General features: G+C 66.4%; 17 protein-coding genes. 7 read left to right on the top strand and 10 right to left on the bottom strand.

Annotation, left to right across the window (positions count from 1 at the left end; genetic code table 11):
• The first annotated feature begins 222 nt into the window (after positions 1-222).
• The 5 genes from ACM9LZ_RS11285 (at position 223) to ACM9LZ_RS11305 (ending at position 8,058) form a co-directional block, all read left to right on the top strand.
• Positions 223-1,047, top strand: coding sequence for an SDR family NAD(P)-dependent oxidoreductase (locus ACM9LZ_RS11285; RefSeq protein WP_416619563.1), 825 nt, complete (start codon positions 223-225; stop codon positions 1,045-1,047).
• Positions 1,044-2,594, top strand: coding sequence for an acetolactate synthase large subunit (locus ACM9LZ_RS11290; RefSeq protein WP_416619564.1), 1,551 nt, complete (start codon positions 1,044-1,046; stop codon positions 2,592-2,594). Before ACM9LZ_RS11285 ends, ACM9LZ_RS11290 begins: the two co-directional genes overlap by 4 nt.
• 184 nt (positions 2,595-2,778) lie before the next feature.
• On the top strand, positions 2,779-4,158 hold the full coding sequence (locus ACM9LZ_RS11295) for an FAD-binding oxidoreductase (RefSeq protein WP_416619565.1): 1,380 nt from the start codon (positions 2,779-2,781) through the stop codon (positions 4,156-4,158).
• Between the two features lie 391 nt (positions 4,159-4,549).
• Complete coding sequence (locus ACM9LZ_RS11300; protein ID WP_416619566.1) at positions 4,550-6,772, top strand: TonB-dependent receptor; 2,223 nt, start codon at positions 4,550-4,552, stop codon at positions 6,770-6,772.
• A gap of 107 nt (positions 6,773-6,879) precedes the next feature.
• Entirely contained in the window at positions 6,880-8,058 is a 1,179-nt protein-coding gene (locus ACM9LZ_RS11305) for an alpha-hydroxy-acid oxidizing protein (RefSeq protein WP_416619567.1), read from the top strand.
• 127 nt (positions 8,059-8,185) lie between these two features.
• Here the strand turns inward: ACM9LZ_RS11305 and ACM9LZ_RS11310 are convergent, their stop codons facing one another.
• Positions 8,186-9,382 carry a carboxymuconolactone decarboxylase family protein gene (locus tag ACM9LZ_RS11310; RefSeq protein ID WP_416619568.1) on the bottom strand — a complete coding sequence of 399 codons (1,197 nt, stop codon included), beginning with the start codon at positions 9,380-9,382 and terminating at the stop codon, positions 8,186-8,188.
• A gap of 349 nt (positions 9,383-9,731) precedes the next feature.
• On the opposite strand from ACM9LZ_RS11310, the gene ACM9LZ_RS11315 reads away from it, so the two are divergent.
• Positions 9,732-11,366: a fatty acid--CoA ligase gene (locus ACM9LZ_RS11315; protein ID WP_416619569.1), complete on the top strand. Its 1,635-nt coding sequence runs from the start codon at positions 9,732-9,734 to the stop codon at positions 11,364-11,366.
• A gap of 26 nt (positions 11,367-11,392) precedes the next feature.
• Here the strand turns inward: ACM9LZ_RS11315 and ACM9LZ_RS11320 are convergent, their stop codons facing one another.
• The 9 genes from ACM9LZ_RS11320 to ACM9LZ_RS11360 form a co-directional block, all read right to left on the bottom strand.
• Positions 11,393-12,295 (bottom strand): SDR family NAD(P)-dependent oxidoreductase, encoded by a 903-nt coding sequence (locus ACM9LZ_RS11320; RefSeq protein ID WP_416619570.1) that lies wholly within the window; start codon positions 12,293-12,295, stop codon positions 11,393-11,395.
• Positions 12,296-12,367: 72 nt separating this feature from the next.
• Positions 12,368-12,844 (bottom strand): PaaI family thioesterase, encoded by a 477-nt coding sequence (locus tag ACM9LZ_RS11325; RefSeq protein WP_416619571.1) that lies wholly within the window; start codon positions 12,842-12,844, stop codon positions 12,368-12,370.
• Positions 12,841-13,806, bottom strand: a complete 966-nt coding sequence (locus ACM9LZ_RS11330; protein ID WP_416619572.1) for an NAD(P)H-dependent flavin oxidoreductase — start codon at positions 13,804-13,806, stop codon at positions 12,841-12,843. Before ACM9LZ_RS11330 ends, ACM9LZ_RS11325 begins: the two co-directional genes overlap by 4 nt.
• Positions 13,803-15,515 (bottom strand): class I adenylate-forming enzyme family protein, encoded by a 1,713-nt coding sequence (locus tag ACM9LZ_RS11335; protein WP_416619573.1) that lies wholly within the window; start codon positions 15,513-15,515, stop codon positions 13,803-13,805. Before ACM9LZ_RS11335 ends, ACM9LZ_RS11330 begins: the two co-directional genes overlap by 4 nt.
• A 35-nt stretch (positions 15,516-15,550) precedes the next feature.
• Positions 15,551-16,792, bottom strand: a complete 1,242-nt coding sequence (locus ACM9LZ_RS11340) for a thiolase family protein (protein WP_416619574.1) — start codon at positions 16,790-16,792, stop codon at positions 15,551-15,553.
• A complete protein-coding gene (gene paaN / locus ACM9LZ_RS11345; RefSeq protein WP_416619575.1) occupies positions 16,789-18,504 on the bottom strand; it encodes a phenylacetic acid degradation protein PaaN in 1,716 nt (571 codons plus the stop codon). Before paaN ends, ACM9LZ_RS11340 begins: the two co-directional genes overlap by 4 nt.
• A 2-nt stretch (positions 18,505-18,506) precedes the next feature.
• The gene (locus tag ACM9LZ_RS11350; RefSeq protein WP_416619576.1) at positions 18,507-19,685 is read right to left on the bottom strand and encodes an acetyl-CoA C-acyltransferase; all 1,179 of its coding nucleotides are present in this window, start codon (positions 19,683-19,685) and stop codon (positions 18,507-18,509) included.
• 20 nt (positions 19,686-19,705) lie between these two features.
• A complete protein-coding gene (locus ACM9LZ_RS11355) occupies positions 19,706-21,121 on the bottom strand; it encodes a carotenoid oxygenase family protein (protein ID WP_416619577.1) in 1,416 nt (471 codons plus the stop codon).
• A gap of 113 nt (positions 21,122-21,234) precedes the next feature.
• The gene (locus tag ACM9LZ_RS11360) at positions 21,235-22,191 is read right to left on the bottom strand and encodes a DUF1295 domain-containing protein (RefSeq protein WP_416619578.1); all 957 of its coding nucleotides are present in this window, start codon (positions 22,189-22,191) and stop codon (positions 21,235-21,237) included.
• Positions 22,192-22,343: 152 nt separating this feature from the next.
• Between ACM9LZ_RS11360 and ACM9LZ_RS11365 the strand changes: the two genes are divergently transcribed.
• A complete protein-coding gene (locus ACM9LZ_RS11365) occupies positions 22,344-24,716 on the top strand; it encodes a TonB-dependent receptor (protein ID WP_416619579.1) in 2,373 nt (790 codons plus the stop codon).
• Positions 24,717-24,718 lie beyond the last annotated feature (2 nt).

Consider the following 24,718-nt stretch of genomic DNA (forward strand, 5'->3'; position numbering starts at 1 on the left):
CGCCCTGATGCTCGACCATCTGGGCGAATACCAGGCCGGGGCGGCCATCGTAAGGGCCATCGAAACCGTCCTTGCCCAGCCGCATCTGCGCACCCGCGACCTGGGCGGGCCGGCGGATACCGTAACCTGCGGCAAGGCCATCGCAGACGCGATCGGTCATTGATGCCGGCCGGTGCCAGTTATGACCGGCACATAATCACGACAGACGATAAGGGAGGAAAGATGGCGGAAAGACTGGCCGGAAAAGTCGCGGTCATCACCGGCGCCAGCCGGGGCCTCGGCCAATATTGCGCCCTGGGCTACGCGGCGGAGGGGGCCACCGTGATCGTGGCGGCCCGTTCATCGCAGGAGGCGGGTCCCGGAACCGTGGAAATGATCCGACAGGCGGGCGGCAACGCCTTTGCGGTTTCCTGCGATGTCGGCGACCCGGCATCCATCACGGGGATGGTCGGCACCGTCCTGGACCGGGTTGGACGCATCGACCTGCTGATGACCAATGCGGCCTATTTCGCGCCGGGGACCTTGTCCACCATCGACATGGCCGACTGGGACCGGCAGTTCCGGGTCAATGTGGATGGTGTGTTCCATGCCATCCGGGCGGTATTGCCCGCCATGAATGCGCAGGGCGGCGGCAACATCATCACCGTTTCTTCCGTCGCGGCGCAGAAGGCCAGCCATTACGGCCTGACCAAGCGCGCCGTGGTCGGCATGACCCTGGGCTTCGCGGCAGAGCAACGGCAGAACGGCATCGCCGTGAACGCCCTGCGTCCCGTGGCGGCCATCCGCACCCCCGGCTGGCTGGCCAGCCGCGACCCGGCAGTGCTGAAGACCCGTGAGCATCGGGTGTCGCCGCCCGACAGCTATGTGGAGGCGGCGATCCTGCTGGGCATGCGCACGGCCGACACCTGTACGGGCCGCGAACTGAGCGACGCGGAGGTCATCCGGCTTTTCGGCAAACCGGGCGATTACGAACGCTTCAAGACCATGAATGCGCAGGTTTGGGGCGATGATGCCGCGACCCGCCTGGCGCCGGGAGCCTGCGGATGAACGGCGCACACGCCATTATCGACACATTGACGGGGTGCGGGGTGGAGGTCTGCTTCGCCAATCCCGGCACATCGGAGATGCAGCTTGTCGCGGCCATCGACCGCCAGGACGGGATGCGGGCCATCCTGTGCCTGTTCGAAGGCGTGGTCACCGGCGCCGCCGATGGCTATGGCCGCATGGCGGACAAGCCGGCGGCGACCCTGCTGCATCTGGGACCCGGCATCGGCAACGGGCTGGCCAACCTGCACAATGCCCGCCGGGCGCGCACGCCCGTCCTCAACCTGGTGGGCGAACATGCGACCGACCACCTGCACCATGACGCGCCGCTGACATCGGACACGGCCGCGGTGGCGCGGCCCATGTCCGACTGGCTGCGCCTGTCGCGGTCCGCCCGCGATCTGGCCCAGGCCGGGGCGGAGGCCTATGCCGCTGCCATGACCTATCCGGGCCGGATCGCCACGGTGATCGTGCCGGCCGACCATGCCTGGACCGACGGGGCGGCCCCGGCCGGCCCCCCTGCCCTGCCCGTGCCGCCGCGCAGCCCGCGGCCGGTGATCGGGCAGGCGGCCGATGCCCTGCGCGCGACATCTGGCCCCTGTTGCTTGTTCCTGGGCGGGCGGGCCCTGCGGGAGGATACGCTGGTACAGGCCGGTCGCATCGCCGCGGCCACCGGTGCCCGGCTGGTCTGTGAAACCTTTCCCGCCCGCCAGGCGCGCGGCGCCGGCCGCGTGGCGGTGGAAAAGCTGCCCTATTTCGGAGAACAGGCGGAGGCTTTCCTCCGGCAGTTCGACACCATTCTGTTCTGTGGCGCAGAACCACCGGTTTCCTTCTTCGCCTATCCCGGCAAGCCGGGTTGGCTTTCTCCCCCACAGGCACAATTGATCCGTCTGGCCGGGCCGGCGGAGGATGTGCATGCGGCCCTGGCGGATCTGGCGACGGCCCTGGACGCACCGGCTGATCCGGCCCTGGTCCAGCCGCCGGGCGAGCATCCGCCCCTTGAAGAGGGCCCGCTGACGCCGGCCAGTCTGGCGGCGATCCTGGCCGGCCTGATCCCGGAAAATGCCATCATCTCCGACGAGGCGGTGACGGCCGGCGTTGCACTGCAGGCCATGACGGTGGGCGCCCGGCCCCATGAGTGGCTGTCCTTGACGGGCGGCTCCATCGGTCAGGGACTGCCCGTGGCGGTGGGGGCCGCCGTGGCCTGTCCGGACCGGAAAGTCATTGCGCTGCAGGCCGACGGGTCCGGCATGTATACCAACCAGGCGCTGTGGACCATGGCGCGGGAAGGGCTGGATATCGTCACCATCATCCTGAACAACGGTTCTTATGCCATCCTGAACATCGAGCTGGCGCGCGTCGGCGTACGCGATCCGGGACCCAAGGCGCTGTCGATGCTGGACCTGACGCGGCCGGCGATCAACTGGGCGCAACTGTCCGAAAGCCTGGGCGTCCCCGCGACCCGCGTCGCCACCACCGGCGCATTCCGCGAGGCGCTGGCGCATTCCTTGGCGACGGGCGGGCCCCGCCTGATCGAGGCACTGCTCTGACGGGGTCCGGCAGGCCCCGGCAAATCCCTGATGCCAGTTCCCGGTTGAGAAACCGGGGTTTGGTAAGGCGGTGACCAATGCCATGCCGCCTGTGCGGCGCACGCCCGGGGCCAACGGATGGTGGCCCGGGCATTCAAGGCCGGTGATCGGTTCCGATCACCGCGATGTGGTATGAGGTGCTGAAATGACCCTTCTGGAACAGATACGGGCAATAGTCGGCGATGTCGGTCTGGTCACGGGCGCGGATGTCGCGCGCCGCCCGGCAGATTGGACGGGATCAACGCCGTGCCGGGCCAGGGCCGTGGTGCGGCCCCGGACCACGGCCGAACTGGCTGCCGTCATGAAGCTTTGCCACGCCGCCGGCCAGCCCGTCGTCCCCGCAGGCGGGCTGACGGGGCTGGTCCGTGGTGCGTCGGCGACGGATGAAGAACTGCTGGTCTCCTTTGAACGCATGCGGACGATCGAGGCCATCGACCCCGTCGGCCGGACCATGGTGGTCCAGGCCGGCGTCCCGCTGGAAGCCGTTCACGACGCAGCGGCGGAACATGGGCTGATCTACGGCGTCGATCTGGGGGCCCGCGGTTCCTGCACCATTGGCGGCAACATCGCCACCAATGCCGGTGGCAATACGGTGATCCGCTATGGCATGACCCGTGACAATGTCCTGGGGCTGGAAGCGGTGCTGGCCGACGGCACCATCCTGTCATCCATGAACGCCCTGTTGAAGAACAATGCGGGCTATGACCTGAAGCATCTGTTCATCGGCAGCGAGGGGACGCTGGGACTGGTCACGCGCGCCGTGCTGCGCCTGCATCCCGCACCGTCCAGCGAGGCGACGGCGATCCTGGCCATCGATGGGTTCGACGCGCTGACCGGCTTTTTCGCGCTGGCCGGGCGGCGGCTGGACGGCGGCCTGAAATCGTTTGAGGTGATGTGGAGCAGCTATTACGACCTGATCGCGATCCAGAGCGGCCGTCACCGGCCGCCGCTGCCCACGGGCCATGATTTCTATGTGATCGTGGAGAGTGCCGGCACCGACCCGGAGCGCGACGAGGCCCTGTTCGCCGGGATGCTGGGCGAGGCGCTGGAGCAGGGGCTGGCCCGCGACGCGGTGATCGCTGCATCCAAGGCGCAGCGCAACGCCATATGGGCCATCCGGGAGGATGTGGAAGGCCAGATCAAGATGCTGATGCCGGGCATCTCCCTTGATGTCAGCCTGCCCATTACGAAGATGCAGGAATATGTCGATGGTCTGTGCCGCTCCCTTCCCGATTTGTGCGGGAAGGACGCGATGATGGTCGTATACGGCCATATCGGTGACAACAACCTGCATCTGCTTGTCGCCCCACGCCCCTGGAACGCGAAGGCGAAGCACAATGCGGAGATCCTGGTCTATGGTCCGCTGGCCGTGCTGGGCGGGTCCGTTTCCGCCGAACATTGCATCGGGCTGGACAAGCGCGAATGGCTGCCCCTGTCGCGCTCGCTGGAGGAACTGGCGATGATGCGGCGGCTGAAGACGGCACTGGACCCGAAGGGCCTGCTGAACCGCGGCAAGGTCCTTTAAGAACCTTCAGGCAATCCCGGCCGTATCCAGCGCCCGCGCACGCCTGGTGGCGGGGCGGCCGAATTGTTCCCATGCGCCTGGACAATCCAGCAGCCGCCCTATACTCCGGCCGAATTGTTACAGTCGGTTTTTCGATTGGAGAAAGAATTCGCCGGCAACTATTTCGTTATGCGCGGGCACCGCTGATTGCCCAACGTTCCTGGAACGCACTGACAGACCACAACGCTGTCGGCCGGCCCGGTGATCACAGAATACGGCTGCAAAAGCCGGAGAAAGTCGGGGCCGGACACGGTCGTCCCCGCCGCAAACAGAGGAAGGCATGATCCCCGGCCGGGGATGTTCCGGGTCATGCCCTACCCGTTCATTCAAAATAACATGGGGAGGAAAAATCATGTCACGCGAAGGGATAAGGAGCCGCCGGCTTCTCGGCGCCTCCGTTCTCGCCCTTTCCTGCGTCGCCATGCCGGCGGCCGCACAGGATGCCGGCGGCAGGCAGGCCGGTGATGTGCTGTCGGAAATCATCGTCACGGCGCAGCGCCGGGCGGAAAACAAGCAGGATGTGCCCGTCACCGTGACGGTGCTGGGCGGCGATTTCATCCGCGATGCACGCATCCAGTCGGTGCAGGATATCGTGGCGCGCACGCCGGGCTTCGGCTTCGATACCTATCCGGCCAGCGAACCGCGCCTGTCGGTCCGGGGCATCGGCTCGTCCGCGCGTGGTGCCGGCGGCGACCCCAGCACCGCCATCTTCATCGACGAGATCTATTACGGCCGTCCCGCCGCGATCATCTTCGAAACCTATGATGTGCAGCGGGTGGAGGTGCTGAAGGGGCCGCAGGGCACCCTGTTCGGGCGCAACGTGGCCGGCGGCGCGGTCAGCACGGTCACCAACCCGGCCGATCCGCGCGGTTTCGACGCCGGTGCCGAGGGCACCTACGGCAATTACGACCGGGTCGATCTCGCAGGTTTCGTCAATGCGCCCATCGCGGACGGCAAGGGCGCCATCCGCGTCACCGGCACGCTGCACCGCCATGACGGCTATGTGGATCGTGTGGTGAACGGCGTGAAGGACGGCGATCTGGACGATCAGAACGCGAAGTACGGCCGTGCCCAGATTTACCTGGAACCGTCCGACACGCTGCGTCTGGACGTGAAGGCCGATTACGCACGCGACCGGGCCCATGGACCCGGCAACCGCCCCGTGATCGACCTGGGCGATGGCGGGTTGTCCGGCCTGCTGGCACCGGGCACGAAGCGGGGAGAGAACGCAGCCACGTTCAACGGCATCCAGGACCGTGACACCTGGGGCGTGCGCGGCAAGATCGAGAAGGACCTGGCCTTCGCCAGCATCAGCTATCTGGGTTCTTACCGCGAACTCGACTATGAGAGCTTTTACGATTTCGACGGGGCGGACCCGTTGCCCGGCCGCCCGACTTTCGATATCGATGGCGGCAACAGCGAGCGGACGGAGTTTTCCAGCCACGAGGTTCAGTTGCGTTCGCTGCCGGAAAGCGACCTGCGCTGGGTCGTCGGTCTCTATGCCTACAAGGCCGACACGTTCCGCGATTCCACGACCGACCTGCGCGTTGCCGGTGACGTCGCCGTGTCCGACTATGTCGTGCAGGACGCCACGACCGACAGCAAGGCGATCTATGCCGACGTCACGGTACCGGTGACCGACACCATCAATATCTTCGGCGGCGCGCGCTACACTTGGGACAAGAAGCGGTTGTCCGGCAGGGGTGAGACGAACGATCCCGGCACCTTCTTCACGGTCGGCGACCCGGATGAGGATGGCGATCCGTCCGGCTTCTACGAGGCGGCGGCCCGTAACAGTTGGGGGGCTTTTACCTGGCGGGCCGGTGCGGATTGGCACCCCACGTCCGACATCATGCTCTATGCATCCGTGGCCCGCGGCTTCAAGAGCGGCGGATATCAGGACACACCCACCGATTCCGCCGATGTCCGCGCCGGCATCAACCCGGAATATGCCACCAACTTTGAAATCGGACAGCGCGGGACCTTTCTGGATCGGCGCCTGATCTGGAACAATTCGGTCTATTTCACACGCTATACGGACCTGCAGACCCGCATGCTGACGGGCTTCGGCTATCGCGCCGACAATGCATCGGCAGAGATCTACGGGCTGGAATCCGAGCTGACCTGGCGGATGGGCAACGGTTTCGCCCTGGCTGGAAGCTATGCCTACACCCATACCCGCTACACCAAGTTCATCACCGTGGAGAATGGGGCGAACGTGGATTATGCCGGCAACCGCCTGACCCGCGTGCCTGACCACAAAGTGACCCTGACGCCGTCCTATACGCATGATCTAGAGTCCGGGGCCACGCTGGAACTGGCCGCGGACTATACCTATGAAAGCCGGATCTACGACGATCACAACAACAAGCCACCGGCCATCCGGGAACCAACGCATTTCATCGATGCACGGATGATCTATACGACACCGGATGGCAACTGGTCCGTCTCACTCTGGGGCAAGAACCTGACGAATGAGAAGACGGCCACCTACCAGGCGGTGTTCGGCGGGGTGATGTTCGCCGCCTACAATCCTCCCACGACCTATGGCGCCACCGTGCGCTGGAGCTACTGACCAAGGCGCCGGCCTTGCCGCCGGCGCGACATCCGGAAGAAAGGACGCCAGCGCCCCCAGGGGTCGCTGGCGTACTCCATTGCGCAACCCCATCAGGGAAGCAAGGCATGCCTCAATTCGGAGATTATCAGCTTGATATCTATTTCGCGGGCCTGAGCGGTGTCACACCCCGGCTGCCCGTGGATTTCGCAACCCTGGAAAGGCGGGCGGCGGCGGCGCTGCCCCCCGCCATCCTGAAATATGTCCAGGGTGGCTGCGGCGATGAACATACCCAGCGCCGGAATGTGGATGCCTTCCGGGAATGGGGCATCGTGCCGCGCATGATGGTCGATTGCACGACCCGTGACCTGTCCGTCGACCTGTTCGGGATGAGGCTGCCCAGCCCGCTGTTCATGGCGCCGGTCGGTGTCACGGCGCTGTGCGCGCAGGACGGCCATGGCGACCTGCAGGCCGCGCGGGCGGCGGCGGCCACGGGGGTGCCGTTGACCGTTTCCACCCTGACGAACGACCCGCTGGAGGATGTGGCCGCCGTCATGGGCGGCACGCCCGGCTTCTTCCAGCTTTACACGCCCAAGGACCGGGAACTGGCTGAAAGCCTGGTCCGGCGGGCGGAAGCGGCCGGATACAAGGCCATCATCGTCACGCTGGACACCTGGGTCACGGGCTGGCGGCCACGCGACCTCAATGACGCGAATTTCCCGCAACTGCGCGGCCATGTCCTGTCCAACTACACGTCCGACCCGCGCTTCCGCACCATGCTGGGCGCCGAGGCGGCGGGCCATGTTCCGGCCGTCGTGAAGACCTGGGCCGGCACCTTCGGGAAGGTGCTGACCTGGGCGGATATGCCCTGGCTGCGGTCCCTGACCAGACTGCCGATCATCCTGAAGGGCATCTGCCATCCCGATGATGCGCGGCGCGCCATCGATGAGGGGGCGGACGGTATCTATTGTTCCAATCATGGCGGGCGGCAGGCCAATGGCGGCATCGCAGCCATCGACCTGCTGCCGGGCATCGTCGAGGCCGCCGGTCCCGTGCCCGTCCTGTTCGACAGCGGCATCCGGTCGGGTACGGACGTGGCCAAGGCCCTGGCCCTGGGCGCCACGGCCGTAGGCGTGGGCCGCCCTTATCTCTATGGCCTGGCATTGGATGGAACCGCCGGCGTGGTGCACGTCCTGCGCTCCCTGCTGGCGGAGGCGGATCTGCTGATGGCGGTGGACGGCTTCCCCGATATCGCCACCTTGCGGGCCGCCGGGGCGGTCAGGATGACCGGCCGCAGCACGGGATAAAGGCAGCGCAGAAAGGCGCGGCCCGGTCTTCCGAACCGCCGCGCCCCTTGCCGTCGCACCCTGTCGCCGGTATCGCCATCCCGGCCGCCACCGCCACAGCCGGGGTGGCAACCGGGATGGCGAGTGGTCAGCGTTGCTGGCCGGCCCGCAGCGGTTCCAGTTCGGGCAGGTAGCCCAGGGAGTTCGGCTCCAGCGTCGTGCCGAAATTGCGGGCGACGCAGGATTGGATGATGTACAGCCCATAGACCAGCATCAGGTCCGTCACCCCCTCCGGTCCGAACTGGTCGAACTGTCCCCAATGCGCGTCGGACAGCCGGTTCTGGTAATAAAGCTCGTCGATGGCCGCCACCACCACCCGGTCGAAGCCGTTGAGCCGGGTGCTCCGCGGCCCCTCTGCCACACCCAGCAGATCCTCGTCCGTGACGCCCAGCTTCAGGCAGGCCTTGCGGTGCTGCGACCAGAGATATTCGCTGTCGCACAGCCAGACGGTGCGCATGCACGCCAGTTGCCAGACCCGGGGCGGCAGCGATGTATCATCGATGGCGCGCTTGCCGAAAGGCGCGATGGCCTTCAGGAAATCGACATAGTTGATCATGCATTTCTGCAGCTTCGATGTCGAAGGCAGGCCGCGGCGGCCCATGCGGTTGGCCTGTTCCTGCTGTTCTGGCGTCAGGGCGGCGTAATCGGCCTCCGTCACCCGCCCGGGCAGCGGTGTGCCCGGCTGTGGGGGCTTGTGGCCGGTCTGGTCTGCGGCCTTCAATGACAGCAGCGCGGGGGACCAGCCGGCAAAGCCATCTTCCAGCGCGACACCCGTACTGTTGCAGAACGCTGCCATGGTGACATAGAAGCCGTAGGTCGACATGACATCCATGACGGCGTTGGGGCCGAACCGGTCAAAGCCCGTCCATTTCCCGTCCCACAGGTAATGGGTGTAGTGCATCTCATCGACCGCTTCGATGATCAGCCGGTCCAGCCCCTGCAGCGTGCCGGTGACCGGTCCCAGCGCCACCTGGTGAAGTTCATCTTCGGTGATGCCCAGCGCCAGGCATTCATCCCGATGCCGCGCCCACAGATATTCGCTGTCGCACAGCCAGACGGTGCGCATGCAGGCCAGTTGGTAAAGCCGGGACGGCAGGCTGGTGGTCAGCGTCACACGGGTGGAAAGGCGACCGATCGAACGCGCGAATTCCGGATAATTCAGCATCGTCCGCATCAGGTTGGAGGCATCCGGCGTGCCGAATTTCCCCATCTTGGCACTGACCACGGTCTGCCGCGGCGATAGGTTTCTGTGATCGACGGGGCTGACGCGCGTCGGGTGTGTCATCGGTCTCTCTCCTTGGTTGACGGCGCCGGCCGGCAGACCGCCGGCGGCCGGGACCCACCCCCGTTCTCCGGGGGCTCCGCCTGTGCCGGGATGGCTCCTGCGGACCTTGTCGGCCCTCGCTCTCTTTGCTCCTCCCGGTCGGGGCCTCGGGGGCACCGACCGTGGACTGGAGATAGGTCCCGCCGCCCCGGCGCGCTAATGCTTTCATCAAATCGTTGGATACATGGGCGGCATGATCGGCGGTGTCCCATGGGCAGCCCGCATGGAATGATACGTTCTGTGAATTGGTGCTTCCGTCCCGCGGTTGCTACTCGATACAGCCTCCCCCGCCGTCGACCAGGAGAGGAAGATGCCCCTGCGCTTTGCGCCACCGACAGCCGAGGCCTACCGGTATCCGCTGACCATACGCCATCTGCTGGCCAATGTGCTGCTGACCGCCGCATCGCGGGAAATCGTCTATCGCGACAAGGTGCGCCTGACCTATGCCGATCTTGTCGGGCGGGTGGGGCGGCAGGCTTCCTTCCTGGCGGGGCTGGGCGTGGAGGCTGGCGCCACCGTGGCCGTCATGGACTGGGACAGCCACCGCTATCTGGAGGCCTATTTCGCGGTGCCGATGATGGGAGCGGTGCTGCTGACCGTGAATATCCGCCTGCCGGCGGCGCAGGTGGCCTACACGCTCGCCCATGCCGGGGCTGAGGTGCTGCTGGTCCATCGGGATTTCTTCCCCCTGGTGGAGGCCATCCTGCCGTCCCTGCCGGATGTGAAGGCGGTGGTGGCGATCCTGGATGGGGAGGAAAGCCCCCTGCCCGCTTGGGCGACCGGCGAATATGAGGCGCTGTCTGCCGCCGCCGACCCCGGCTTTCCCTTCGCCGATTTCGACGAGAACGCCATCGCCACCAGCTTCTACACAAGCGGTACGACGGGGGACCCCAAGGCCGTGTGCTTCAGCCACCGGCAACTGGTGCTGCACACGCTGGCGGCATCGGGACCGTTCGGCGCCTCCCCCGTGGCACCCCTGTTCGGCTATGGCGATGTCTATATGCCGCTGACGCCGATGTTCCATGTCCATGCCTGGGGGGCACCCTATGTCGCCACCATGCTGGGGCTGAAGCAGGTCTATCCCGGCCGGTATGAGCCGGAGATGATCTGCCGCCTGCGTCAGGAGCATCGCGTCAGCTATTCGCATTGCGTGCCCACCATATTGCAGATGGTGCTGGATGCGGCCGCCCGCACCGGCGCCGACCTTTCGGGCTGGAAGATGGTGATCGGCGGATCGGCCCTGACGCGGGCCCTGTGCGTCGAGGGCCGCCGGCGCGGCATGGTGGTGGTCGCCGGTTACGGCATGTCGGAAACCGCCCCCATGATCGCAATGGCCCGCCCGGCGCCGGACGGAGAGGAGCAGGAGGAACGGGCCGTGGAGGCGCTGACGGCGGCCGGTGTGCCGGTGCCGCTGGTCCATGCGCGGATCGTGGATGCGGACATGCGCGACCTGCCACATGACGGCGTGGCACGTGGTGAGCTGGTGCTGCGGGCCCCCTGGCTGACCCCGTGCTACGTCGGCAACGACCAGGCCTCCGCCGACCTGTGGCATGGCGGCTGGATGCATACCCAGGATATCGCCACGATCGATGCCGATGGCCGCATCCGCATTCGCGACCGGTTGAAGGATGTCATCAAGACGGGCGGTGAATGGATCGATTCCATCCATCTGGAAGAACTGGTCGCAACGGCCCGCGGCGTGGCCCAGGCCAGCGTCGTCGCCGTGCCGGACGAAAAATGGGGGGAACGGCCATTGGCCGTGATCGTGCCGGATGCGGGCGCCAGTCCGGACCTTGCCGACCTGAACGCCCCCATCGAGCAGGCCATCGCCACGGGGGTCATCACCCGCTTTGCCCGGCTGGACCGGTTCCGGATCGTCGATGACCTGCCCAAGACCAGCGTCGGCAAGATCGACAAGAAACGCCTGCGCGCGCTGTTCGCCTGAGGAGGATCGGGACGGCCGCGGCCGCCCTATCCCCGGTCGATGGCGGCCAGCACGTCACGGAAGGCGGCCTCCCCATCGGTGAACGGGCGTAGCCCGTCCAGGTCGGCCGCCGCCGCCGCGATGGCGCCGCCGTCCCGCGGCCCGAACGCCGGCACGGTGGTTCCTTGCGTCTCCACCGTCATGGCGCGACGAAAATGTCCGCCGCCGGCAATCCACATCTCCCCGGTCGCCTGACATTGCGGGCTGGTCAGCCACAGTGCCGCGGGTGCCACCTTGTCGGCGGCGAAATGCGCCATGACCGCGGCCCCGACATCTTCCGTCATTGCCGTATCGGCATAGGGCAGCAGCAGGTTCACGCCGATGCCCCTGCGCCGCAATTCGGCCGCCAGGGTCAGGGCGAAGGCGTTCATGGCCCCCTTGGAGGCGGCATAATGCGCCCGGCCGTAGAGCCCGTGCAGTCCCGCGCTGGACGAGACGAACAGGATGCGGCCGGCCGCACTGCGTTCCAGCAGGGGCAGCAGGGCCTGGACAAGCGCCACATTCGCCGTGAAGTTCACCGCCATGACCTGGGCGAATGCCGCCGGGTCCATGCTGGCGATCCGGCTGGCGGTGCCGTTGATGCCGGCATTCAGGACCAGCGTGTCAAGCCCGCCATACCGTTCCTCCAGCGCGGAGCGGATGCCGGCCGCGGCGTCGGGCGCGTCGATGGCGTGCAGGTCGGCGGTGGCATCCCACCCTTCCGCGCGCAGGCTGCGCGCCACCTTTTCCGCTGACGGTTCCCCCTCGCGGCGGTGGCGGTTGTTGACCATCACCCGCGCGCCGGCCCCGGCATAGTGCCGGGCGAGCGTGGCGCCCAGTCCGGCACCGGCACCCGTGACCAGCACGGTGCGGCCGCGATGCAATTCCGTCCAGTCACCGGTATCATCCATTCCGGTTCCCTCCCTGTTGCGCGTCGACATGTCGTACCGTTCCCGGAGAGTTCTATTCACCGGGAACGGGCATCAAAGGCCTGGCGCCGGCGGGCGTATCGATACGCCCGCGGTTCCCATGACCACGATCTCCGTGCCCAGGCGCACGCAGACATCGGCCACGACCTTCCGGTTGTCATGGTGCAGCACCCGGCCTTCGGCCAGCAATTCACCCCGGCCGGTGTGAACCGGCCGCAGGAACCGGACATTCAGGTCCGTGGTCAGCAATGTCTCTCCCGGTTTCAAGCAGGACATGGCGGCCGCACCGCCGACAATATCGATCAGCGCCGCCCCCACCCCGCCATGCACCAGGCCGACGAAATTCACATGCCGGTCGTCGGGCCGGCAGGCGAACAGCACCCGCCCGAATGCGGCTTCCAGCGGATAGGAGCACAAGGTGCCGTTCAGGCCGGCCACCGGCCCCATCTCGATCCAGCGATGCAGCAATTGCAGGCCGCTTTGTGACCGGTCCAGCGGAAAGACCGGCAGATTGCCCGGGCCGTCCATCATGCCGGCCCCCGCGCGAAGGTCTGGAACCGGCGGCATGCCGCCTCGTACTGATCCGCCAGCCCATCCACGATCCCGGCCACCGGCTGCACATCCTTGATGGATTGCAGCCCCTGTCCGGCCGCCCAGACATCCTTCCAGCGCTTCTGGCTGCCTGCTCCCGACGTGTAATTGCGTTCACCCGCCGGCTTTTGCATGTTGTCGGGGTCGAAACCGCAGGCGATCAGGCTGGGCCGCAGCCAGGAGGCGGGCGTGCCGGTGACGGCATCGCTGACGATCAGGTCGTCCGGCCCGTGATCAACGATCATCTGCTTGTACGCATCGGCCGCCAGACTTTCCCGGGTCGCGATGAAGCGCGTGCCCAGATAGGCCAGATCAGCCCCGGCCGCGATGGCACCCGCGATCCCGGCCCCGTCGCTGATCCCCCCGCCTACGACGATCGTGCCGTCAAACATCGACCGCACGGCGGACACGAAGGCGAACGGTGACAGATAGCCGGTATGCCCTCCGGCCCCGGCCGACACGCAGACCAGCCCGTCCACCCCCGCTTCCACGGCCTTGCCGGCCAGCCGCATGTTGATCACATCGGCGAAGACGCGGCCGCCATAGCCCTTCACCACCTCCATCACGGGCTTGGGCGAGCCCAGCGCCGTGATCACGATGGGGGGGCGGTATTTTTCCAGCAGACGCAGTTCGTCACCCAGCCGTGCATTGGAACTGTGGGTCACGACATTGGCGGCCCAGGGCCCCACAGCCCGCGGGCTGGACGCGCGGGCCCGGTCCAGCCGCGTTGTGATGTCCTGCATCCAATGGTCGAGGTCGTCGATGGTGCGGCAGTTGGGCGTGGGGAAACTGCCGACGATGCCGGCCTCGCAGGCCGCGACCACCAGATCGGGGCCGGACACCAGAAACATGGGTGCCGCAATGGCGGGCACCCGCAGGGAAGAGAAAAGAGGCTCGGTCATTCGTCACCATTTTCAGAAAAGACTGCGCGCAATTCACGTTTGAGAAGCTTGCCCACCGGGTTGCGCGGCAGTTCGTCGAGCAGTTCCAGGCGTTCGATCTGCTTGAACAGGGCGATCTTCTTCTCTTCGACCAGGAACCGGTTCAGTTCCTCCATCGTCGGGCCGTCGCCGGCCGGCACGATACAGGCCAGCAGTTTCTCCCCCAGGATGTGGTCGGGATAGCCGATGACCGCCACGTCGCGCACGGCGGGATGTTCGATGAGATAGCGTTCGATCTCCTCGGCGGAGATATTCATGCCGCCGCGGATCACGATATCCTTCAGCCGGCCGACGAAGCGGTAATACTGGTTGTGGTTGCCCGCAATGGCAAACAGGTCGCCCGTACAGAACCATCCCTGCTCGTCGAAAGACCGGGCCGTGACCTCCGGCGCCTGCCAGTAGCCGGAAAAGATCCCCGGCCCCTTCACGCGCAGTTCCCCCGGCACGCCGGGCGACGATATCTCGTGACCGGTATCGGGATCGACCAGCCGCGTCCAGGTACGGTCGGCCAGCGCATAGGTCCAGGTGAAGCCATGGTCGCCCAGCCGCGGGAAATGGATGGCCCGATCCCTGGGGTCGGGCACATCCTCCAGGCAGGCCGCGAAGGAGGCGCCCTCGTTGGAGCCGAAGATATTGATGACCTCCACCCCGTGGCGTTCATGGAAGGTCCGCACCATCCAGTCCGACAGGGGCGCCGAACCGGACCCCATGCGCCGCAGCAGCCCGAAATCGATGCCTTTCAGCAACTGGTCATTGGACAGCAATGCGGTCAGAAGGGCCGGTGGGGCCACGGTATAATTGATGCGTTCCTCCCGGATCTGGGACAGGAAGACCGGCAGGTCGAACGGATGGTGCTGGACCAGGGTGCCGCCGAATTCCAGCCAGGTGCAAAGCCCCGTGGAAATGCCGGCCATGTTCACCATGGGAAACGGATTGAGGGTGCGATCGCCCGGCCGCAGTTTGGCGCAGGCCATGCACCCCTGCCCCATCACGATCCATTCATTGTGGTTGCGCGGCACGCCCTTGGGGTCTGCCTCCGTACCCGATGTCCAGCAGATGGTGGCGACATCGTCCGCCGTGGGCGGATCCTGTGCGACGGCCGCCTGCATGGAGGCCACATCCGCCGGCACCACCGCCGCCAGCGCCTGGGCAAGGTTGATCCCATCCCCGCCGCCGGGGCCGACCAGGAAACAATGGCGCAAGCCGGGAGAGCAGGCCCGCACCGCTGCCATCAGGGCTGCATGGTCATGCCGGCCGATCCGTTCGGCCATGATGAGGCCCGACGCCCCGGTGCGGCGGACGATGCCGGCCAGTTCGTTCTGCCGGTATTGCGCCGGGGCGGGCGAGGCGATCACGCCCAGCCGGAAGCAGGCAAGCAGGGCCAGGGTCAGATCGACGCTGTTGGCAAGCTGGATGACGATCACGTCATCCTTGCGGAACCCGTGCCGGTAAAGCAGGGCCGCCCGCTTCTCCACCCCATCACGCACTTCCTGCCAGGTCAGGCGGCTGGGCGTGATGCCGGCGATCTCCGCCAGATTGGGCGGATCGACAAGCGCCTCTTCCTGCGGCCTGGCATCGGCATGGGCGTTCATCTTGTCGATGAGCGTCGTGTCGCCCCACCAGCCCCTGGCCTTGAATTCCGCGATGCGTGCGGCCTCGACGATGATCATGACTGCCTCCCTTCGGCGCTCTGCGGCGCCTGTCGCTATGCTGAAAGACGTTCCAGGATGGTAACCGCTGTTGCCCCTTCCTCGCCCCCCAGAAAGCCGCCGCCATTCTCGGCGATGCCGATACGGGCGCCGTCAACCTGTGCCGCTCCCGCCTCGCCGCGCAACTGCTCGCACAGGTCGTGAAGCTGGATCAGGCCGGTGGCACCCACCGGATGGCCCTTGGCCAGCAGGCCGCCGGATGCGCTGACCGGCTGGCGGCCGCCCAGCGCGAAATCGCCGCGGCGCAGCCGCTCCCCGACCGTGCCGGGCTCGGCCAGGCCCAGATTCTCGATCTGCTGCAGCTCGGCATAGGCGGTGGCGTCGTGGACCTCGGCCAGGTCGACATCCGCTGGCCCCAGTCCCGCCGCCTCATAGGCGGCCCGCGCCGTCAGCCGGCCGATATGCCGGTCGAAGGCCGCTGGCGCGCGCACCGTGGCGGAACGCAGCACACTGGCCCTGATGCCCACCGCCCGCCCGGCCATGCCCGACAGCCGCCGCAGTCCCGCCGGAGAGCAGACCACGGCTGCCGCGGCCCCGTCGCTGACCGGGGCGCACATGGCGCGGGTGAAGGGATAGCTGATCAGCCGGTCGGCCATCACCTGTTCCACGCTCATGGGCGTGCGGAACTGGGCACGCCTGTTGTGCCGGGCATGGGTGTGGTTCTTGGCGGCAATGCGGGCGAAATCCGTCTGCGCCGTGCCGAAATGCTGCATATGCAGGCGGGCCTGCGCGGCGTAAAGGTCCATGAAGATGCTGCGCCGCCCGTTGCTCTCGTCATCTACATCGACACCAAGCGCGCGGGCATATGCCTTGGTATTTTCCAGGTCGTGGATGTCGGTGCCGCCCAGAAACGCGGCGGCAACCGCATCGGGGCGGTCGGGAAAGACCATCTTCTCCGCCCCCACCACCAGGGCGATGTCCACCATGCCGGCCCGGATGGCGGTCATGGCCTGGATCAGGGCGCTGGAGCCGCTGGCGCAGGCATTCTCGATATTCACGACCGGAATGCCGCAAAGGCCCAGCGGGCGCAGCGCGATCTGCCCCCGAATGGCGTTCTGGCCTTCCAGCATCGGCTGCCGGGTGTTGGAGAACCAGGCCGCCTCGATCTGGTCGGCCCGCGCGCCGGCGTCGCGCAATGCTGCACCGACGGCTTCGGCCACGAGATCCTTGACGCTGTGCGCCGGGCGCTTGCCCAGCGGCGTGCAGGAGATGCCCGCGATGAGGACCGGGACCGTCATGCCACGGCCGCCGGCCAGCGCCGCTGGACAATCCGGAACCGTGACGCCACGAAGGCCAGATCGGCCAGGCAGGCATTGCCGGCGGGGTTCAGCCCCGTGACATGATAATCACTATAGGCGGCCGCGAAGTTGATCCACATCGCCCCGTGCAGGTTGATGGACAGGTTCGCCCCGGCCGCGGCATAGGCATCGACCGATCGTTCGACGAACGCCTCGTCGGTGGAATAAAGATAGGCGGAGATGGTGCCTTTTTCCTTGGCCAGGGATGTGGCCAGCCCTACCGCCTCATCCGCGTCCGCCGTCTCCACGATGAAAAGGACGGGGGCGAACTGTTCCTCCGCATAGATATGGCTCAGCGCCGCGGGCACGACCGCCACCAGCGCGGTCATCGTGCGGGCATCGGGATGGTCGGGATGGGCATAGGGGCGGGCGTCACGCAGGATGGAGACGCCGGGCTGTTGCGGCAGGGTCTGCCGCAGCGTCTCGATCACCTTGATGCTGACCTCTCCCTGGATGGCGCCCATGATGCCCGCGGCCGTGGCCGGGTCATCGGCGATGGCATCGATCTCCGCCGCGACGGCCCGGGCGAAGTCCATCGCCCCCATCGGGCCGGCCGGCGTGCGCACACCACCGGCCGGGATAAAGATCGTCTGCGGGCTGGTACACATCTGGGCGGAGAAAAGCGAGGCCGACCGGGCAATGGCGCGCACGGTGGCGGTCGCATCATCGGTGGATTCCACCACCACGCTGTTCAGGCCGGCGGTTTCCGTGAACAGAAGCTTGCCGACGATGGTCCGTTCCAGCACGGCGCCATAGCGCGGGCTGCCCGTGAAATCGATGATCTGGACGGCCGGATCATCGATGAAGGCCTGGGCCACCGGTGCGTCCGGCGTATCGACGGCCAGGGTCACCAGATCGGGGTTCTGGCCATATTCGGCCAGAACCTGGCGTGCCACATCCACCACGATGGCCATGGGCAGGATGGCGATGGGGTGCGGCTTCACGATGGCGGCATTGCCCGTGGCCAGATTGGCGAAAATGGCCGGATAGGCATTCCAGGTCGGGAAGGATGCACAGCAGATGACCAGCCCGATGCCGCGCGGCACCAGGGTATAGCGCTTTTCCAGCCGTACATCGTCCCGGCCGAACGGCCGCCGCCACTGCACCCTCGGGGTCACGTCGCGCATGGCCTTGGCGGCATAGGCCAGCGCCTCGATGCCGCGATCCAGCGCGTTCGGGCCGCTGCCGCTGAAGGCCTGGACATAGCTTTGCCCGGCCACATGCATGACCGCATGCGCCATCTCGAAATTGCGGTCGTAAAGGCGCCGGGCCATTTCCAGGCAGAGGGCGATGCGTGCCTCCGGATCGACATGCCGCCATGTCGCCATAGCCCCCTGCGCCGCCGCGACCAGCGCGTCGGGGGCGCTGCGCGGATAGGTGATGCCCAGCGGCTGGCGCGTGAAGGGGGAGGTTTCAGCGCCCACCCAATCCACGATGCCCGGCTGTTGCAGGTCGAAGCGCCGGCCCAGCCGGGCTTCGAACGCCGCCTTGCCGGCCACCGGCTTTTCAGCGCCATGGATCTTGGTGGAAGGGCTGTCGGCAAACGGGCTCCAACTGTTGCGCGTCTCCACCGCCTTGATGGCATCCGCCAGCGTGCCGGCATGGGCGGCGACCAGTGCTTCCAGGGCCGGGTTCGGGGAATGCGTAGCCATGGTCAGAAATCTCCCCGTTCGATCAGGATCGCGGCCCCGACGCCGGACCCGCCGGCCCCCACGGCCAGACCATACCGGCCATCGCAGGCCTCCAGCGCATCCAGCAGCGATGACAGCAGGACACCGCCGCTGGCCCCCAGCGGATGGCCGCGCGACAGGGCGCCGCCGGCCACATTGACCCTGGCGGCATCGACGGGATAATCGCGCAGGAACCGCGCCACGGTCACACCGAACGCCTCCATGAACTCGATCCGGTCCATGTCGGCCAGGGTCAGGCCGGCTTGCGCCAGGCACTTTTCCATGGAAGCGAAGCCGGCGGTCAGCGAGGCGTGCGGATCGCCACCCGCCTCGGCGAAGGCGACCACGCGGGCCCGTGGCGCCACGTCGAAGGCATCCCGCGCGCCGACCAGCGCCAGGGCCGCCCCGTCGCACATGGGCGGGGTGTGGGCGATGGTGTGAACCGGCGCCACGTTCTCCCCCTCCAGGGCGGCGGCGAAGGTCCGGGCCAGGTCACCGAAGGCCGGGGCCAGGCCGGCCAGCTTTTCCGGCGTGGTGGGCCGGATGCATTCATCGACCTGCAGGATCACGGCTCCCGTCGTGTCGCGCACGGGAATGCGGGAACGCGACAAAGCCGGATCGTCCTCCGCCGCCACGGCCCTGGACTGGGATGTCAGGGCCGCGGCGTCCAGCAGGTCCCGCCCCACGCCCCAGGTGGCGGCCAGCCTGTCGGCACCGATCGCCACGGGCACGAACCGGCTTTTCACGGGATAGGTCATGTCGCGGTAATAGCTGGCCTTGTCGCCCATCATGGGGACCAGCGACATATGTTCCACACCCCCGGCCAGCACGGCGCGGTCATTGCCCAGGGCAACGCGGGCCACGGCCATGCCGATGGCCGAAAGGCTGGAGACACAGAAATTATTGACCGAGATGGCGGTGGCCGCGTCGGGCAGGCCGGCCCGGAACTTTGACAAGAGGGCAACATGGCCGCCCTGCGCCCCCGTCTGCGTCACACAGCCCAGGATCAGGGCGTCGGCCTTGCCGACGGCGCCGGCGACCCGCCCGTCCAGCGCCTGGGCCAACTGTGCTACCAGCCCGGCCGGCTCCACCCCGGCCAGCGGGCCGTCGGGCCGGACCTTGCCGCGCGGCGAGCGGACGGCATCGAAGATGAAAGCTTCCATCGGAATATCCCGCCCTTCGTTCAATTGCGGATCAGGTCGCCGGCCGCCCAGGTACCGTGGAACCCGGCCGGTACGCGGCCCGGCAGGGGGATGCGGGCGATGGGACCGTCGGCGAAGTTCTTCGCGGCGATGACATGCACCTCCGACCTGCCATTGACCGGATCGGTGACGAAGGAGATGACATAACCGTCATCCTCGTCCACGGCGCCGATGCGCGGCGCGAAGCCCGCCTCCGACCCGCCCCAGCCGGCCGGGTGCATGCACACCTCGCTGTCGCCCGTCTCCAGGTTGTATTTGATCAGGCCGTCGAAGCGCTGAAGCTCCTCCGGCGCCATGGAGACATTGTATGACCACCGGCTCTTCCGGCCTGTATATTCCTGGTTGATGATGGGAAATTCACCCAGCCGGTCATCAAGCTGGCGCTGGCGGATCTCGCCGGTCGCCATGTTCATGCGCCATTCGAACGGCACGGCATGCAGCGCCATCACCGTCACCATGGTGGCATAGGCACCATAGGCCGGATTGGGCTTCAGCCCGTTGGGCACCATGCGGCAGGCATGCATGACCACCTCGTCGCCTTCCTCCCAGGCATTGGCGACATGGTAGATGTAGCAGGGATCGGTTTCGAACCAGCGGACCTGATCACCGCTTCCGTTGCGTGGCACGACGCCGAAACGCGCCCCCCGGTTCTGCGTCTGGATCTGCCACATGCTGTTACGCAGCCCCGATTCCGTGAATACCACGGGCAGGTCATGCAGGATGATGTAGTTTTTCGTCAGGCCCATGTCGTGGGGCAGGCGCGGGCCCGGCAGATCGACTTTCGCGAAATGGGTCAGCTCATTGTCCTTCGACACCACGCCGAAGCTCATCCACGGCTCGTAAAGCGAATAATCGAAGAAGACGAACTCTCCGGTCAGCGGATCGACCTTGGAATGGGCAGAGACATGGCGCGGAAGGTGGCCGCCGAATGTCTCTTCCCCCAGCGTTTCCAGCGTGCGCGCGTTCAGGCGCACCGGCGTGCCGGAAATGTACCACAGCGCCATCAACTGGCCGTTATGCAGCACCAGATCGGTGTTGGCCGTGTCCTTGTAGACCTTTTCACCGCGCGATCGGGTGGCCGGCAGCAGCACGCCCCCGGCGCCGCAGCCACCGGTCCGGTCGGCCAGATGATCGGCCGATCCGACATAGCGATTGCGGTATTCCGCCTTGCCGTTTTCGAAATAGATGGCGTGGATCATGCCATCGCCGTCGAACCAATGGTGCGGCCCCTGCGGATCGTTGAACGGATTGGGACCGTTGCGCACGAAGGCGCCATGCAGGTCCTTGGGCAATTCCCCGATCACGGGCAGGTCCAGCGCCGTCAACTCCCGCCGCTGCGGCGCATAGAAGCCGTGGATATAGGGGTTCAGATCATTGATATTGGGTTGGGCTGTCATCTGTTTCCTCCTGCCGGAAAGTCCGGCCCGCTAACTGTGCATGTCGGGTTCGATGGGGGTGCCGGCGGTGTGATGCGGCGCACAATCAGTCCATTATAAATATCTAATTTGACTCAAGAACCGATATTGTCAGCTGCCCTGGGGCGTGGCCACGGGAAGAAACGGGGGGTGCGCCGGCAATAGGCCTGCCACGCTTCGCCCCGGGTGCGCGCCATGTGCCGTTCCTTGAAGGGCCCCGCCGAACCGAAGCCCATGAACCATGTGGCGAAGATCGGGGCACCGATCGATATCCAGCCCAGCGGATGCGCCAGCGCACAGATGAAATAGCCCCACCACATGACGGCTTCCCCCAGATAGTTCGGCTGCCGGACAAGGGCCCAGACGCCTTGATCCAGGATGCGGCCCCGTCCGCCGCCGGCAGCGCGGAAGCGGGCAAGCTGTCGGTCAGCGGCGGTCTGCAGGGCAAAGCCGCAGGCCCAGACCGCAAAGCCCAGCCATGGCATTGCCCCGCCATCGGGCGCCATGACCGCGAAGACCAGGGGCGCGGACCAAAGCCAGATCATGGTGCCTTGCAGCAGATAGACCTGGAACAGGCTCCAGAATCGCCAGCGGGAACCGCCCCTGGCCCGCCAGGAAGCATAGGGTTCACGTTCCTGGGCATGATTCTGGCCCAGTGTCTGCCATGACAGGCGCCCACCCCAGAGCGTGACGGCCAGCAATGCCAGTGCCGCCGCAACGGACATTTCGCCCGCCAGAATCCAGGCGGACCAGGCGATAAAGGCGGGCGCGATCGGATACACGATGTCCATGAAGCCATGGTTGCGCGCCAAGGATCCCGCCGTCCATGTCAGCAGCAGCAGCGAAAGGGCCGCCACACCGCCCCCGATCCACGCCGCGCCCATCGAGCGCAGCGGTCCCGGCGACAGGGCCCAGATACCAAGCGCGACCACCAGCGGCACGGGCGCCAGCAGGTAATGCCATGCCTTGCCCCGCGCGTCGCGCGGCAGCAGGATCAGCCATGCCGCCATCACCACGGCCGCCGCCACGGCGGCTTCCATTTCCCATTCCATCGGCTCCCCCCTTTTGGCCAGGGCCCATAACTTGTTTTAATGGACCTTACATCCCGCTTGCTTTTTTAGTCCAGTACTAATATCAATCTCGGACAACTATTCGCCCGCCGATCGGCCCATGGCGAAACAATCAATGAAATTGGGGAGGTACCATGAAGATGCACGCCGTTGCCGCGCTGGGCGTTTCCGCCGTCGCGCTGGCCGCCACGCCCGCCTTCGCGGCCGAGGAACAGGCCGCCGCCGCCGCATCGGGCGCCGGGTCGACCGGTATCCTGCTGGAGGAGATCATCGTCACGGCGCAGAAGCGCGAACAGTCGCTGAGCCAGGTGCCGATCTCCATCTCCGTGCTGGGCGGCGAGGCCCTGGCCGAAAAATCGGTCAGCAACCTGCAGGACATGGCCGTCACGGTGCCGAACTTCCAGATCACGAAGACCGGCCTGACGACACAGACCTTCATTCGCGGCATCGGGTCGGGCAACGACCCCGCCTTCGAGCAGTCGGTTGCCCAGTATGTCGATGGCATCAATTACGGCCGCGCCGCCCTGACGCGCGCACCGTTCTTCGATACGCAGCGGGTGGAAGTGCTGCGGGGCCCGCAATCGATCCTGTTCGGCAAGAATTCCACCGCGGGTGCGCTCAGCGTGATCGCGGCCCGGCCGACCGATTTCGTGCAGGCGGGGCTGACCACCACCTATACACCGGCCTTCGACCAGTTCGAGACGACGGCCTTCGTTTCCGGCCCCGTCGCCGATAACCTGTCGGCCCGTGTCGCTGTGCGCCATGCCAAGGGCGGCGGCTACGTCCGCAACCTGACCAAGGACAAGGACGAGCCGGACGGTGAGGACATCGCCGCCCGCGCCACGCTGCAATATGGTGGTGACGGGTTCAATTCCACCTTCAAGGTCGAATATTCCAAGTTTGATGTGACCGGCCGGGAACTGGAGGTCATCGCCGACAATGCCACACGCACGATACCGGCCGGCCCCACGGCCGGTCAGCCCCTGACCTTCGCCAGCGCGCTCGCCCTGCAGGGCCTGCCCGGCGTGCTGACGGATACCAGCTTCGATTTCAAGCGCCAATCCGATCTTTACGAAACGGACAGCACCAAGCTGTATAAAATCACCTGGGCGAACGATTTCGAGGTGGGTGACGCAGTCGTCAGCGCCATTACCGGTCTTGTCGATTATCAGCGCGCCTTCCATGTCGACCTGGACTTCACCGAGGCCAACATGCTGGGTGGCCTGACCGACGAATCCTTCCGCCAGATCAGCCAGGAACTGCGGCTGGCCTCGGCGGAGGACGGTACCTTCTCCTTCATCGGCGGCCTTTATTTCGAGCATAACAAGATCGATTACGCCGACGCGACGGAGTTCGGGCGCGATCTGGTCAGGTTGGGCTATGGCGCCATCGCCGATGTCAGCGCCGCGCGTACCTATCGCCAGTCCAGCACCACCTATGCCGCCTTCGGCCAGGTGACGGCCCGCGCCACCGACGATCTGCGCCTGATCGGCGGCCTTCGTCTCTCCCGCGATGAAAAGGAAGCCGCGCGCCGGGTGTTCGCCATTCAGGGCCAGGGTGCCCTGAACGGCACGCTGGTAACGTCGGCGGCCACCATCGCCACCCTGCAGGCGGGGCTGGGCTTCTCCCTGGACAATCCCGGCGGCGCCGGCCACGACATCAATGCCAGCCGCGGCCAGACCCGTCTGGTTCCCTCCGTCACGGTCGAATATGACGTGACGGACGACACGATGCTCTTCGCTTCCTACAAGGAAGGCTACAAGGGCGGTGGCTTCAACGTCCGCGCCAACAACAATGCGAATTTCGAGTTCGATGACGAAACAGTGGAAACCTGGGAAGCCGGCGTGCGCTCCAGCTTCCTGGGCAACCGCGGCTCGATGAGCCTGACGGCCTACCGCTCCACCTATTCCAACCTGCAGATCAGCCAGTTCGACGGCACGGTCGGCTTCAATGTCGGCAATGCCGGCCGCACGCGCGCACAGGGCGTGGAGGCAGAGGCGCGCTATGCGCTGGCCCCCGGCATTACCGCTGGAACGTCGGTATCCTATCTTGATTTCGAGTATCTGGAGTTCCGGCGCGGCAATTGCGCCTTCGGCGAGACGCCGGATGGCGACGTGGTCGGGGGCGTGCGCCTGTGCGATTATACAGGCCGGCGGGGACGGTTCACGCCCAAGCTGAACCTGATGGGCAATCTGACCGTCAACCAGCCGCTGACCGACACGATCGACCTGCGCAGCGGCCTGGACGTGTCCTATCGCAGCAGCCATCAGGTTCACGACAATCTCGACCCGCTGGGCCAGGTGAAGGGGTATACGCTGGTCGACATGCGCATCGGCATCGGCACCGACACCTGGGATCTGGCCGTGCTGGGCAAGAACCTGCTGGACAAGCACTACCTGACCTATTCGGCCAACGTGCCCTTCGCATCGTCGGTCGGAGCCAATACGCAATATGCATCTGTCGCCCGCGGCCGGGCGATTTCGTTGCAGGCGAGCCTGAAATATTGAGC

It is taken from the genome of Niveispirillum fermenti, from assembly GCF_048066175.1.
Taxonomy (GTDB): domain Bacteria; phylum Pseudomonadota; class Alphaproteobacteria; order Azospirillales; family Azospirillaceae; genus Niveispirillum; species Niveispirillum fermenti.